This window comes from Pseudidiomarina salilacus, assembly GCF_047323925.1.
Lineage (GTDB): Bacteria > Pseudomonadota > Gammaproteobacteria > Enterobacterales > Alteromonadaceae > Pseudidiomarina > Pseudidiomarina salilacus.
This window is the reverse complement of sequence record NZ_CP178751.1, coordinates 1-13838: the sequence shown is the minus strand read 5'-3', so window position 1 is coordinate 13838 and position 13838 is coordinate 1. Positions and strand designations below refer to the sequence as shown.

Sequence of the window (13838 nt, the reverse complement as noted above, 5' to 3'; positions counted from 1 at the left end):
CCTGGCTACAGAACACGATGAACACTCTGGCAGGATAATAGGCGCTGAACCCCAGCAAATCAGGGGTTGAGCCGCTCCCATCATTAGCGGTAGTAACCCTGAGGCGGCGAACTATACGCGAATCCCCCTAAAACTGCAAGTTAAACTTAGTTTGAAACCCGTGCGTAGAAAGAACATACTCGGTAACAAGTACTTGTAAATTTTGTGCCTCACTCTTGCAGTTCGCACGCTGCATTTTAAAAAGGGAGAGACTATGACTTCTCACTCGATGCGTTCATTAACCAAAACCAACGCTTTTATTGATGGTCATTGGGTCCCGGTTGACCAGCGCTTTAAAGTTACCAATCCAGCAACGGGCGAAGTCATCGCCGAAGTTGCTGATGCGGACGCGGCGCTAGCCGAGCGGGCGATCGAAGCAGCGCAGCGCGCGTTAGAAGGGTGGCAGAAAAAGTTACCTGGTGAACGCGCAGCTATTCTGCGGCGTTGGTTTGATGCGATGCAGCAGAACAAACAGGCATTAGGCGAATTAATGTCGGCAGAACAAGGCAAGCCTGTTGCCGAAGCTATTGGTGAAATCGAGTACGGCGCTAGTTTTGTTGAATGGTTCGCAGCAGAAGCGGAACGCAGCTATGGTGATATTCTGCCGTTGCAAGATCAAGGCAAGCGCGTGTGGATCACGAAACAAGGCGTAGGCGTGTGTACGGCAATTACGCCATGGAACTTCCCCAACGCAATGATCACACGCAAAGTTGCGCCAGCACTCGCGGCCGGATGCACCATGGTGGTTAAACCGCCACAGTTAACGCCCCTCTCGGCGCTGGCTTTGGCTCAGCTTGCAAGTGAGGTGGGCATTCCAGATGGCGTTTTAAACTTTGTTCCGAGTACTGATGCAAAAGGTGTCGGTAAAGTACTGACCGAGCACCCTCGGGTGCGCAAGTTCACCTTCACCGGTTCTACCGCGGTTGGCAAAAAGCTAATGCAACAATGCGCCAGCAATGTCAAAAAGGTCAGCTTTGAGCTAGGTGGTAATGCTCCCTTTATCGTGTTTGATGATGCTGACCTCGAGCTCGCCGTTGAACAACTGATGATATGTAAGTTCCGCAACGCCGGACAAACTTGTATTAGCGCCAACCGCGTTTTAGTGCAAGAAAGTGTTGCCGAAGATTTTACCAAGAAACTACAAGAGAAATTAACGAAACTGAGCGTCGGACCGGGTCATAAAGAAGATGTCGACTATGGTCCTTTGATTGATAAAGATGCCATTGAAAAAGTCCAACGCTTGGTTGACGAGGCGCTGGAGCAAGGAGCTGAGTGCGTAACTGGTGGCAAAGTTATGGATGACGTCGGCGAACTATTTTATGCCCCTACCCTCATCACCGGGGTCAATGCTCAGATGTCGATTGCTCAAGAAGAGATATTTGGTCCAGTTATCGCTCTGCAAACCTTTGAGACTGAAGAAGAGGGGATTCGCAAGGCAAACGATACGCCATTTGGCTTAGCCGGTTATTTTTGTGCCGAGGACTACCGTCGTATCGAACGCGTCTCGAGTGCGCTGCAATGCGGTATGCTCGGTGTTAATGCCGGTGCAATCTCGCATGCTTACAATGCTTTTGGCGGCGTAAAAGAATCTGGTATTGGCCGTGAAGGCTCCAAGTATGGCCTTGCGGAATATCAGGAAACCAAAACTATTACCCTAGGTGGATTTGCATGAACGATATGATGCAGCGTTTACGTCACAGCTATATCAGCGGGCTCACCCGCCCGCTGAGTTGGCGCCAGCAACAGTTGCAACAGCTTACAGCGCTGCTGAACGACCATGAGCAAGCACTTTTGCATGCATTAGAACAAGATCTTGGCAAAAGTGCCGCCGAAGGTTGGCTCACCGAGATCGGCTTCTTGCACAGTGATATTAAGCACACGCTTAAACATTTGCGTAAATGGATGCAACCACGCAAGGTGTCACAACCGTTAATGGCATGGCCCGGTAAAAGCTTTTTACAACCAGAACCGCTTGGCGTAGTGCTGATCATTGGGGCCTGGAACTACCCTCTACAATTACTCTTAAGCCCAATGGTAGCAGCTCTTGCAGCTGGTAATTGTGTGGTCCTGAAGCCATCTGAACTGGCTCCGAATACGGCCACATTACTGGCCCGTTTGATTCCTGATTATTTACCGAGCGAAGCAGTACAAATTGTGACTGGCGGTGCCGAGACTGCGCAAGAGCTGTTAGCACAACGTTTCGATCACATCATGTATACCGGTGGTGGTCGCGTCGGTCGTATTGTCATGAAAGCGGCCGCCGAATATCTAACGCCTGTCACTTTGGAATTAGGTGGTAAGAGCCCTGCCGTGGTGCTCGCTGATGCCGATTTAAAGACCACCGCACGACGCATAGCCTGGGGTAAATGGTTGAACGCAGGGCAAACCTGCATCGCGCCGGACTATGTACTGGTGCAAGATAGTGCTAAAGATGCCTTAGTTGATGAGTTGCGTGCGGCTATTGAGGACTTTTTCGGAACCGATGCTAGCGAAGCTGAAGATTATGGCCGTATTGTGAATGAGCAGCATTGGCAGCGCTTGGTCGACTATCTTGATGACGGATCTGTCGCCCATGGCGGGGACCATGATCGCGAGCAAAGATTTATCGCGCCTACCCTACTCACCGATGTCGCGGTAGACAGTAAAGTCATGGAAGAAGAAATCTTCGGCCCGATTTTGCCGATCATCAGCGTGCCGAATCTAGCGACTGCGGTGGAGTTTATTCGCGAGCGCGATAAGCCGTTGGCGCTTTATGGCTTCAGCGCATCCGCACGTAGCTTGCAACAGTTAACCGAACAGACACATGCCGGTAACCAATGCAACAACGACACCTTAATGTTTATGCTTAACCCTGAGTTACCTTTTGGGGGGGTCGGCCCAAGTGGTATGGGGCGCTACCATGGCAAATTCGGCTTTGACACCTTTAGCCATCTAAAAGCGGTGATGCAACGTCCGTTTTGGCTCGATCCCAACTTCCGTTATCCCCCCTACACTTCGTTTAAGCGCAAGTTGTTACGGTGGTTCAGTTGAATTTAGAGTGACCACCCTTATATCTAGGCAAATACCTGAAACTGAGGAAGCTCCGTGGCACAAGTAGGAATCAATGTAACGGCTGAAAACTTTCAGCAAATTATTCTAGAAGGCTCAAAACAAAAGCTTGTTATCGTCGATTTTTGGGCGGATTGGTGTGAACCTTGTAAGCAGTTGATGCCGGTTTTAGAAAAACTCGCAGCCGAATACAGTGACCGGGTAACGCTAGCGAAAATCGACTGCGAGGCACAACAACAATTAGCCGCGCAATTTGGCATTCGCAGCCTGCCGACGGTAGCATTTTTTAAAGATGGGCAGCCGGTTGATGGCTTCGCTGGGGTAGAGCCTGAAGCGAGTATTCGTGCTCGTATCGAACAGCATGTGCCGGGCCCTGGCGCTGACCTACTGCAACAAGCTCAACAGCTGTTACAGAACGAACAATTTCAAGACGCTTATGCATTAGCCAAACAAGCTCTTGACTTGCAACCCAATGATACTGAGGCGAAGTTAACTTTAGCGGATGCCGCTTGCAGTGTTGGCAGACTTGAACAAACTGAAACCTTGTTGGCAGAAATCGGTTTGGCCGACCAAGATAGCTATTACCAACATGTGGTGAGTAAGCTGCAAATCGCCAAACAAGCCGCCGACAGCCCTGAACTGCAAGCATTACAAGAACAACTGGCAGCTGAACCGGATAATCTTGAGTTACAACTCGAGTTAGCTGGCAAACTCTATCAAGTGCAACGCATGGAAGAAGCACTGGAAATAGTATTCACGATTTTGCGCCGCGACTTCAGTGTGGCTGAGGCGAAAAAACAAGCTTTAGACATGCTCAACGGTCTCCCCAAGGGCGATCCTTTGGCGTCAAAATATCGTCGCCAACTCTACAGTATGATGTATTAATCGCCCGCTTTACGAAAGGTTAAATTCACCCGCTGTCTGCCGAGGCGCGGGTGATGGCCATCTGCTAACGGCATCACCCCATGGTAACGCAAGCGATCTTCGCCACCCCAAACCACCACGTCGCCGTGCTTTAGGATGATGCGCTGCGGTGAGCCTTTACGCTCGAGACCGCCCCAAAGAAAAGTCGCCGGTAAACCCAGTGAAACTGAAACGATGGGAGCACTAAAGTCGCGCTCGTCTTGATCACGGTGCAGTCCCATCTTAGTGCCGGGAAGATAGCGGTTAATCAAGCAACTATCGGCACTAAATCCGGCAAAACCAGCAGTTGTCGCAGCCCGTTGCGCTAGCTTGGCAAACACTACAGGCATCTCCGGCCACGCACGCTCAGTTACTGGGTCAACGTCAACATAGCGATAGCCTTTGCGATCACTGTGCCATCCCCAGCTTCCACAACATGTAGTTTGCACTGACATTTGCTGCCCACCTGGGGTTTGCAACTGGCGAAAAGGCGCTTGCTTTACCAGCTGTCGCAGCTCATTAATAACCTCATCCACGACTGCATCAGCGAATTGTTTCAGCACATAACTCTGTTTACCAATCGCCAAAATCGGTGGATTTGTCGAATTATCAAATAGGTCTTCTTGCATTGTTTTGTTACAGCTATCAAGCTTGCCGCGCGCATTGGCATGCGCTAGGATTGAGCGATTAATCAACGGAGCCTACCGCAGGCTCCATCGCGTGTCGAATAATAACTATAAATGAAGGTCTCCTTATGAGCACATCTCGCGAGCACTTCAGCTCGAAAATCGGTTTCATTTTAGCAGCAGCAGGTTCCGCGGTTGGCATTGGTAACCTAGTCGGCTTTCCCGTAGCTGCAACCAAGAACGGCGGTGGTGCATTTTTAATTATTTATGCGTTCTTTGTCGCGTTCATCTGTTTGCCTGTCATGCTAGCGGAAATGGGTCTTGGCCGTCGCTCACAGCATAGTCCTTACAAAGCCTATGCCGAATTGGGCATGCAAACCAAACGCTGGCGTTTCGCTGGCTGGTTAGCAACGCTAACGCCTTTCATGATCGCAGTCTTTTACATGGTCATCACAGTGTGGATTTTTGGTTACCTGTTCCAGACCTTAGCAGGCAACTTAGATCAAATATCACAACCCGATTACTTTGGTAAGTTCGTCAACGATTACTCATTTATTGGCTACCTGGTCGCCGTCACATTGATCATCAATTTCATTTTGGTTGGCGGTGTCCGCAAAGGTATCGAACGCGCCTCAAAGATCTTGATGCCGACTTTATTCCTAATGCTGTTGTTGTTGGTTGGCTTCGTATTAACGCTCGACAATGCTATGGCAGGCGTGAAGTTTTATTTGATTCCCGACTTTAGCCAAATTGACGGCAGTGTCATTAATGGCGCGCTAGCGCAGGCGTTTTTCTCATTGTCACTAGGTATGGGTATTTTAATCACCTACGGCTCTTATTTCCGCCGCAGTGACGACATTGTCACTTCAGGCAAATTAGTCGCTTTGACCGATACATCGGTCGCCTTTATTGCAGGCCTGATGACGCTACCAGCCATCTTTGCAATCTACCCAGATACGAATCCGGAGTCACTGAATGACTCGTCAGTGTCGATGATTTTCTCGTTCTTCCCGCAAATTTTCATGCAGTTGTCAGAAATCATCGGCTACGGATTCGCAAGTGTTGCTGCTGCGGTGTTCTTCCTGCTTGCCTTTGTCGCTGCAATTACCTCGTTGGTGTCAATTATTGAAGTCCCTACTTCATCATTGATGGAACGTCGCAATATCTCGCGCAGTAAAGCGCTGCTGGTGATGGGTATCGCCATTACGCTATTGACTTTACTAGCGGCGACATCCTTTGGCCTCTTGCCCTTCGTATCGAATTTTATCAGCTATGCAGGTGTCGATAAGTCACTATTTGATGTCATCGTGGATGTGTTTTACGACACTATCTTGCCATTGAATGGTCTGCTGATCTGCTTGTTCGTTCGCTTCCGTTGGAAGCGCGAAAATCTTACAGCAGAACTTAGCGAAGGTAATGAAAACTACCGGACATCGTTCTTACACAAGTATGTGAACTTCGCTATCGGTACCTTCATTCCGGTCATCTTGGCAGTGGTCTTCGCAAACACTGTAGCATCGAAATTCTTCGGGGTTTCGTTCTTATAAGTTATGCATGCTAACCGTTATCAAACTTGGTTAAAGCAGCTCAAAACAGCACGGCAACGTGCTGTTTTTGTTTTTAGCCCTAGCTCGGCTGAACAAAGAGACGCCATTATCGAAGGTGTTGGTGCGCTGCACCCTGCACTCATGCAACTTGGTACCGAGCTTGGCACCCCTGCTTTGCATCACTATCGAGATGTTCTCGGCGAAACTCAGCAACAAGTTTTGGTCGATATGTTTCGTGGGTTGCATCTAGATGCACTTGCAGCGGTCGCCGGCACCATAGAGGGTGGCGGCTGTTTGTGGCTGATCCTGCCACCACAGTCGAGCCCGATGCGTAAACGTTTGCACAGTCACGCGCAAAAGTTTGGGCTGGTGCAATGGCTTAGCTCATGGCAAGACTGGGAAGCTTTAAAGCAATTACCGCAGCTAGCAGAAAAGTCTGTGACACCACCTGAGTTTCCAAGTCCTACCCAAGCGCAGATTATTAAAGCCATGACCACTGAGTGCGATGCCACGCATTTACTCATGGCTGATCGCGGGCGTGGTAAAAGTACGACTGTCGGACTTGCCATCAAACAATTGCAAAGCTTGAGTCCGCGCCAGATCATCGTCACCGGACCTCATCCACGCGCAGTTGCAACCCTACTAAATCACGTGGGGAGTGCTGATAAAGTCGAGTTTATGGCTTGGGATCAGTTGCTCAAACGCGACTTTACCTCCGCACCCTTGCTGGTTATCGATGAAGCAGCGGCACTGCCCTTACACATTACGCAACAACTCTGTGCTAAATTTCAAGTATGGGCTATCGCCTCAACTGTCGATGGTTACGAAGGTTGTGGTAAAGGCTTTGCCCAACGGTTTAATCAGTGGCTGCGCGAACGCTTTCAAGTACGTGAGCATACACTTACGGTGCCGCTGCGATGGGCAGAGGGTGATGCATGTGAGCAATGGCTTGACGCGGCCCTATTGTTGCGCAGTGCCACGCCACAAATTGCAACATTAGCTTCTACCGCTGAGCATCAATGGCAATGGTGTCGTGCTCACGAATTGCATGAGCAACAGCTACAAGCCGTCATGAGCTTGTTACTCGAAGCGCATTATCAAAGCAGTCCTAATGATCTACGCCTCTTACTTGATGACCCATCTCAACACCTTTGTTTGCTGTGGCAACAAGAGCAGCTACTCGGTGTCTGTTGGTTGGCCGATGAAGCTCCCGTTGGCAGACACCTGCAAGCAGCTGTGCTAAACGGCGAACGCCGCGTAAAAGGTCGTTTACTGCCACAAGCGCTTGGCTTCTATCGACAACAACCCGCTTGTTTAACCTGGCAATGGCAACGTATTGTGCGGATTGCGATACAACCACAACTACAACGCCATGGACTGGGTTTAAACATGCTAAATGCAGTCATTGAGCGCGGTGTGGCGCAGGGCTTTTGCGCACTTGGTACCAGTTTCGGAGCGACTCCTGAAGTATTGATGTTTTGGCAACAAACACCATTGATCGAAATACGCCGCGGAGCTAAACGCAATATGGCAAGCGGTGAAGTTAGCGCCATCTATGCGTTAGGCTTGAAAGCTGAAAGTCAGTCTTTACTTACAGCTTTAGCCGAGTTACACCAGGCCGAGCTCGCTTGGCATAACGCTGGTCAAGTCAATGTTTCGCGACAACTGCTAAAACAAACCATAGTGCCCTTGCTGAAAGGTTTCACGCAATCCCATTTGCCCTTTTCTAATATTCGCTTCGCTTGGTGGTATGTGCTCACCTACATTTCCGCTTCAGCTTCTACTATTGATCCTAATCGCTTATTACCAACTACATCTTACGCGCAACTGTTGCAGCTCGCGCAGGTAGCAAGTCGCGCTGAGTTTGAACGTAAACTGCGCCAAGAAGTGAGGAATTGGCTGGAAGAATTTTCCTCTACGGACAACAGTTAGATGCTGTTTGACCGAAAATATGCTATCTTTTTGCCTTTATATCACCCGTCAATCGAAGCAAAAGAAGGGGCGTTTTCATGTCACGAGTTTTAATTATTGGTGCTGGCGGCGTTGCTGGCGTAGTTGTCAAAAAATGTGCAATGTTGCCTGAGTATTTTTCTGAAATACATTTGGCCAGCCGCACCGTCGCAAAATGCGAGAAGCTGCAAGAACAAGCAGGTAAAGACCGTGTTGTTGGTGTTTACCAAGTTGACGCTGACCAAGCTAGCGAAGTTGCTGCCTTGATTCGCAAGGTACAACCTGATTTGGTGATTAACGTAGCCCTACCGTATCAAGATCTCCCGATCATGGATGCGTGTTTAGAAACTGGTGTGCACTACCTTGATACCGCCAACTACGAACCTAAAGACGAAGCTAAGTTCGAGTATTCGTGGCAGTGGGCCTACCATGAGCGCTTTAAAGAAAAAGGCATCATGGCATTGCTAGGTGCTGGTTTCGATCCAGGCGTGACGAACGTGTTTACTGCATATGCTGCGAAGCACTATTTTGATGAGATTCACTACCTAGATATCGTCGACTGTAACGGTGGTGATCACGGCCAGGCCTTTGCCACCAACTTCAATCCAGAAATCAATATTCGTGAAATCACACAACGCGGTAAATATTGGGAAAATGGCGAGTGGCACGAAACCGATCCAATTAGCGTTCGTGAAGATTTAGATTATCCGAATGTGGGTGTTCGTCCGTCTTACTTGTTGTTCCACGAAGAGCTAGAATCTTTGGTGAAGCACTTCCCGACCCTTAAGCGTGCGCGTTTCTGGATGACGTTCGGTGACCAATACCTGACGCACTTACGCGTGCTCGAAAATGTCGGCATGACTTCTATCCAACCAGTCGAGTTTCAGGGCCAAAAAATCGTCCCACTCGAATTTTTGAAGGCGGTGCTACCGAACCCAGGTTCTCTAGCCGAAGGCTACACCGGCTTAACCTGTATCGGTACCTATGTCACCGGACTGAAAGATGGCAAAGAGAAGACCATCTTTATTTTCAACAATTGTGATCACGCCGCCTGTAATGCCGAAGTGGGTGCACAAGCAGTCTCTTACACCACCGGTGTTCCAGCAATGATTGGTGCGTCAATGATGTTGCAAGGCCACTGGATGAAGGCTGGTGTTTGGAACATGGAACAATTCGATCCAGATGAGTTCATGGAGCGCCTGAACAAATATGGATTGCCTTGGCAAGTAGTCGAATGCGACTCACCATTTAAGCGCTAACATAATGAATAAAGCCTATTTTTCAGAGCAAATCCCTTCGCCTTGTTACTTATGTGACGAGGCGCTGTTGGAGCGTAACTTAAAATTGATGCAACGGGTGCAAGCTGAAAGTGGTGCGCATATTATTCTTGCGCTTAAAGGCTTCTCCATGTGGAGCACCTTCCCATTAATTCGTGAGTATCTTGTCGGTTGTACCGCAAGTTCAGTCTGGGAAGCTCGCCTTGCATCAGAAGAATTCGGACGTGAAGTTCATGCTTACGCACCAGGGTATAAACAGCAAGATATAGATGCGCTGTTGCCATTAGTGAACCATATCTCGTTCAATAGCTTGAGTCAGTGGCAGCGTTACCGCCAGCAAGTGGCTGCTGCAGGCGTGTCAATTGGCTTACGGGTGAACCCTGAGCATCAAGAGGCAGAAACTGAACTCTATGACCCGAGTGCGCCAGGCTCACGCTTAGGCATTCGTGCTCGCGATCTCGAGGGTGTTGATCTTGAAGGTGTTGAAGGGCTTCATGTTCACAACTTGTGTGAGTGTGATTCTTTTGCCTTGGAACGGACACTGCAAGCGGTTGAATCAAAGTTTGGTGACCTACTTAAACAGATGAAGTGGCTCAACTTAGGTGGTGGTCACTTAATGACCCGCGCTGGCTATGACGTTGATCACTTGATCAAACAACTGAAACGCTTGCGTGAAACCTATGATATCGATGTCATCCTCGAGCCAGGCTCAGCCGTTGCGTGGCAAACCGGTCCGCTGATTGCCGAGGTTGTCGATATCGTCGAAAACGATGGTCCTATCGCTATTCTCGATATTTCTGCCACAGCGCATATGCCAGATGTGCTCGAAATGCCGTATCGTCCGACCATTACCGGTGCACGCGAGCCTGGTGTGTTAGCGCACACTTATAAGTTGGGCGGAAATTCGTGTTTGGCCGGCGACGTCATTGGACTCTACAGTTTCGACGAGCCATTGCAGCCAGGTAGCCGCATCGTGTTTGAAGATATGATGCATTACACCATGGTTAAAACGACTTTTTTTAACGGTGTCGAACATCCAAGCATTGCGATTCTGCGTCGTGACGGCAGGTTCGATTTAATCCGTAAATTCGAGTACAACGATTTTCGTGATCGTTTATCGTAAAGGTATCGCTTAGCAATAAAAAACCTCCCAGTTGGGAGGTTTTTTTATGCGTTACGGGCGTACAAAGCGAGTCCTTGTAGCACCAACTCAGAGCGCAGTTCGCCGCGCCGCTTTAAGTCATTAGAAAGCAATGGCGTTGAACCACCGCTGTAGATCAGTCGATAATCAAACCAGTCCAGTTCAACCTCTGTTACGTGTAAAGCTTGCCGCACTAGTCCGGCGAAATTATTTACACAGCCATCGAGCAAACCATCCGGCGTCGACGTTCCTAGTTGATTGGCACGACCATAGAGCTGCGGGGTATCACTAAAGACCTTAGGCGCGCGCTGCAGCACTGATTGCTTCATCAATTCAACGCCGGGAGCAATCCAACCGCCCAAGTGCTTGCCATTTTCGTCGACCCAATCCACGGTGATCGCAGTGCCAGCATCAACGATAACCGTAGGCTTCTGTTGCTCATTAAACGCCCCCAGCATCGCCAGCCAACGATCAACGCCAAGATTCTCCGGGGTCGAATAGGCATTCTGCACACCGAAAGCAAACTGTTCTGAATGAACTTCGTACAATTTTAATTCAACACCCTGCTCTCGCAACCAAGACTCAATGCTGTTGCGTCTAGCATCTCCAGCTACAGCAGCGAGCCATACTGCACTTATAGCGGGCTTTAATGATTCATTATGTAAGTCTTCGTAGGTCGTATTAAATAATGGCTCTACATGGCCTTCAGCGTCCATAAGGGCGGTCTTTATACGAGTATTTCCAGCATCAATTAATAATTTATACATTTGCATCTCGTAAGCTAACCTCTCCAGCGTGATATTTTTGCACCACACCCTCGACCTCTACATTTAAACCACCATCGTTTGCGATACCGACGGCAGTACCACGAATCTTTTTATCACCGACTAATATGGTGACCTCACGTCCCACCAATTGATCAAATTGTTGCCAACGAGATAAGAACGCAGCGAGTCCCTCGCGTTCAAATACTGCCAACCCCTCACGGAATGCAGCGACTAAATCTTTGACCAATGCATTCCGATCAACGCGTTGCTCCAGTTCAGTACTCAGATCAGTCCATGGCTGCTCGATCGGCGCCTGCATGTGTTTGGGCATATCAACGTTAATACCGACCCCAATCACAGCATGTGCAGATTCAACTGCATTCCCTTCCAGTTCAATAAGTACGCCAGCAAGCTTGCGTCCACTTGCAAGCACATCATTGGGCCATTTCACCGCAGTATTAGCAACACCGTAACTTTGCAGAACTTCAGCAATGACAGTTCCAATCGCGACACTCAACCCCATAGCCGCAGTCATTCCACGTTCCAGAGGCCAATACAAACTGATATACAAATTACTGCCAAAGGGTGAAAACCAATTCTTTCCTCGGCGGCCCCGCCCAGCAGTCTGAGCCTCAGCGACAATGGCATAACCGGCCGGTAATTCAGATTTGTCTCGTAACCGTTCGCGGATCAGATCATTAGTAGAAGTAACGACCCTCTCACAAACAAGATCGTGAGCAATGTTCGTGTCAATCAATTGCAGCGGTGCGTGCAAACGGTAGCCCTTGCCGGTTACCCGAAAAACATCAAGTCCCAGCTTTTGGATGTCTTTGATGTATTCACTAATAGCTGTGCGCGTGACGCCAATTTCTCTGCCGATGACTTCACCGGAATGAAATTTACCGTCAGCCAGCAACTCAATGACTCGGATAATCCGGTCGATTCTCTTACCCATTAGCTAATCAATTCCTTGTGATTTAATAACCGCACTTCAATTTCGAGCTCAATACTAAACGCATCAGCTACTTGCCGTTTAATTTCATTTGCCAGCTGCAAAATATCTGCACCCGTAGCATTCGCTTTGTTAATCAACACCAATGCTTGTTTCGTATGCACGGCTGCGCCACCGATGCTAAAGCCTTTAAGACCCAGCGTATCAATAAGCCAACCCGCTGCCACTTTGACATTTCCATCCGCGGTCGGATAGCTTGGTGCCTGCGGATACCGTTCGAGTAAGCTGGCATACTGTTGCTGCGAGATAACTGGATTTTTAAAGAAACTGCCAGCGTTCGGAATCTCTTTGGGATCGGGTAGCTTACTTTGACGTATTTGGATCACCGCGTCTTTAATTGCTGAGGCCGAACGTGTGCCTGCAAGTTCAGTTAAACCGCCATAATTGAGCGTCGGCTCCCATGCATGGGGTAAGCGAAACGTTACCTCAACAATTACGTAGCGGTTCGCATTGCGTTTAAACAAGCTATCACGATAAGCGAATTGACACGCTTGCTGGTTGAAGCTCATAAAAGTGCGAGATTGCTTATCCCAAGCACGTACTTGGTGAATGTATTGACCTATCTCTACGCCATAAGCGCCAATATTCTGTACCGGAGCTGCGCCAACACTTCCTGGGATCAATGCTAAGTTTTCTAAGCCAGGCATATCATGTGCTAGCGTATACTCAACTAACTGATGCCAGTTCTCACCGGCGCCAACGCTAAGATAGTACGCATCTTCGGCGCGCTCTACTTTAATGCCTTTGATAGCCATACGTACCAACGTTGGCTCAAAGTCACAAGTGAAGATCGTATTACTACCTTCACCCAATACATAGTAAGCGTCTTCGATCTCAGCTAATGCAGCAGCATCGGTAATCTCGATGATTTTGCGCGCACTGTAGGGAAGCCGGAAGGTGTGGAGCGATTTAAGTGAGGTATTGTTTAGTATCGTTGTCATAGCAGCATTTTAGCGCCCTCAGTAACACAAGAGCAAGAACTTGAAGAGCCGTGATTCGTGATTCGGTATTCGTACGCTACGCTATTCGTGATTCGTGCGCTGCGCTGTTCGAACAGCGAGCACCGCGAGCGCACGAACAGTGAGGCTTGCCGAACGTACGAACGACGAACCCCGCAGTCGTTCGTTGGCACAACGAAAAAAGCCCCCAGCGTAAGCTGAGGGCTTTCCCGTAATTGGTGCCTGGCAGTGACCTACTCTCGCATGGGGAGACCCCACACTACCATCGGCGCTGAAGCGTTTCACTACTGAGTTCGGAATGGATCAGGTGGTTCCACTTCGCTATGGCCGCCAGGCGTAAACTTGGACAATATGAACTGTGATTGTAATAGAGAGTGAGTGCCACTCTGCTTGCGCGACGTCTTACGTCGCACCATTTGATAAAGTCATTCGAATCTTGTGTCTATCAAGGCAACCCTCAACACTTTTGGTGTTGTATGGTTAAGCCTCACGGGCAATTAGTACGGGTTAGCTCAACGCATTACTACGCTTCCACACCCCGCCTATCAACGTTGTAGTCTCCAACGACC

General features: G+C 49.1%; 11 protein-coding genes, 1 rRNA gene and 1 other annotated feature. Of the genes, 7 read left to right on the top strand and 5 right to left on the bottom strand.

What is annotated here, in order from left to right; genetic code table 11:
* Window positions 1-253: 253 nt before the first annotated feature.
* From ACJ8W9_RS00060 to trxA, 3 genes are read left to right on the top strand one after another with little or no spacing between them, the layout of a single operon-like run.
* Window positions 254-1711: an NAD-dependent succinate-semialdehyde dehydrogenase gene (locus ACJ8W9_RS00060; protein ID WP_411359860.1), complete on the top strand. Its 1458-nt coding sequence runs from the start codon at window positions 254-256 to the stop codon at window positions 1709-1711.
* Window positions 1708-3069, top strand: a complete 1362-nt coding sequence (locus ACJ8W9_RS00055) for an aldehyde dehydrogenase family protein (RefSeq protein WP_411357920.1) — start codon at window positions 1708-1710, stop codon at window positions 3067-3069. The genes ACJ8W9_RS00060 and ACJ8W9_RS00055 overlap by 4 nt, the downstream gene beginning before the upstream one ends.
* 54 nt (window positions 3070-3123) lie before the next feature.
* Entirely contained in the window at window positions 3124-3972 is an 849-nt protein-coding gene (trxA, locus tag ACJ8W9_RS00050; protein ID WP_411357919.1) for a thioredoxin, read from the top strand.
* Here trxA and alkB read toward each other — a convergent pair.
* Window positions 3969-4685, bottom strand: coding sequence for a DNA oxidative demethylase AlkB (gene alkB, locus ACJ8W9_RS00045; RefSeq protein WP_411357918.1), 717 nt, complete (start codon window positions 4683-4685; stop codon window positions 3969-3971). The genes trxA and alkB overlap by 4 nt on opposite strands.
* A gap of 59 nt (window positions 4686-4744) precedes the next feature.
* On the opposite strand from alkB, the gene ACJ8W9_RS00040 reads away from it, so the two are divergent.
* The 4 genes from ACJ8W9_RS00040 to nspC all read left to right on the top strand — a co-directional run bounded on the left by ACJ8W9_RS00040 (window position 4745) and on the right by nspC (window position 10513).
* Window positions 4745-6163 (top strand): sodium-dependent transporter, encoded by a 1419-nt coding sequence (locus tag ACJ8W9_RS00040; protein ID WP_411357917.1) that lies wholly within the window; start codon window positions 4745-4747, stop codon window positions 6161-6163.
* A gap of 3 nt (window positions 6164-6166) precedes the next feature.
* Window positions 6167-8095, top strand: coding sequence for a GNAT family N-acetyltransferase (locus ACJ8W9_RS00035; protein ID WP_411357916.1), 1929 nt, complete (start codon window positions 6167-6169; stop codon window positions 8093-8095).
* 77 nt (window positions 8096-8172) lie between these two features.
* Complete coding sequence (locus ACJ8W9_RS00030; protein WP_411357914.1) at window positions 8173-9372, top strand: saccharopine dehydrogenase family protein; 1200 nt, start codon at window positions 8173-8175, stop codon at window positions 9370-9372.
* Between the two features lie 4 nt (window positions 9373-9376).
* Window positions 9377-10513 (top strand): carboxynorspermidine decarboxylase, encoded by a 1137-nt coding sequence (gene nspC, locus ACJ8W9_RS00025; RefSeq protein WP_411357913.1) that lies wholly within the window; start codon window positions 9377-9379, stop codon window positions 10511-10513.
* A 44-nt stretch (window positions 10514-10557) separates the two neighbouring features.
* Here nspC and ACJ8W9_RS00020 read toward each other — a convergent pair whose 3' ends face one another.
* The 4 genes from ACJ8W9_RS00020 to rrf form a co-directional block, all read right to left on the bottom strand.
* Entirely contained in the window at window positions 10558-11298 is a 741-nt protein-coding gene (locus tag ACJ8W9_RS00020) for a type III pantothenate kinase (protein WP_411357912.1), read from the bottom strand.
* Entirely contained in the window at window positions 11291-12253 is a 963-nt protein-coding gene (gene birA / locus ACJ8W9_RS00015) for a bifunctional biotin--[acetyl-CoA-carboxylase] ligase/biotin operon repressor BirA (RefSeq protein WP_411359856.1), read from the bottom strand. Before birA ends, ACJ8W9_RS00020 begins: the two co-directional genes overlap by 8 nt.
* Window positions 12253-13251: a UDP-N-acetylmuramate dehydrogenase gene (gene murB / locus ACJ8W9_RS00010; protein WP_411359854.1), complete on the bottom strand. Its 999-nt coding sequence runs from the start codon at window positions 13249-13251 to the stop codon at window positions 12253-12255. The genes birA and murB overlap by 1 nt, the downstream gene beginning before the upstream one ends.
* Before the next feature lie 238 nt (window positions 13252-13489).
* Window positions 13490-13604, bottom strand: a 5S ribosomal RNA gene (gene rrf / locus ACJ8W9_RS00005).
* 141 nt (window positions 13605-13745) lie between these two features.
* Window positions 13746-13838, bottom strand: a sequence feature (23S ribosomal RNA rRNA prediction is too short).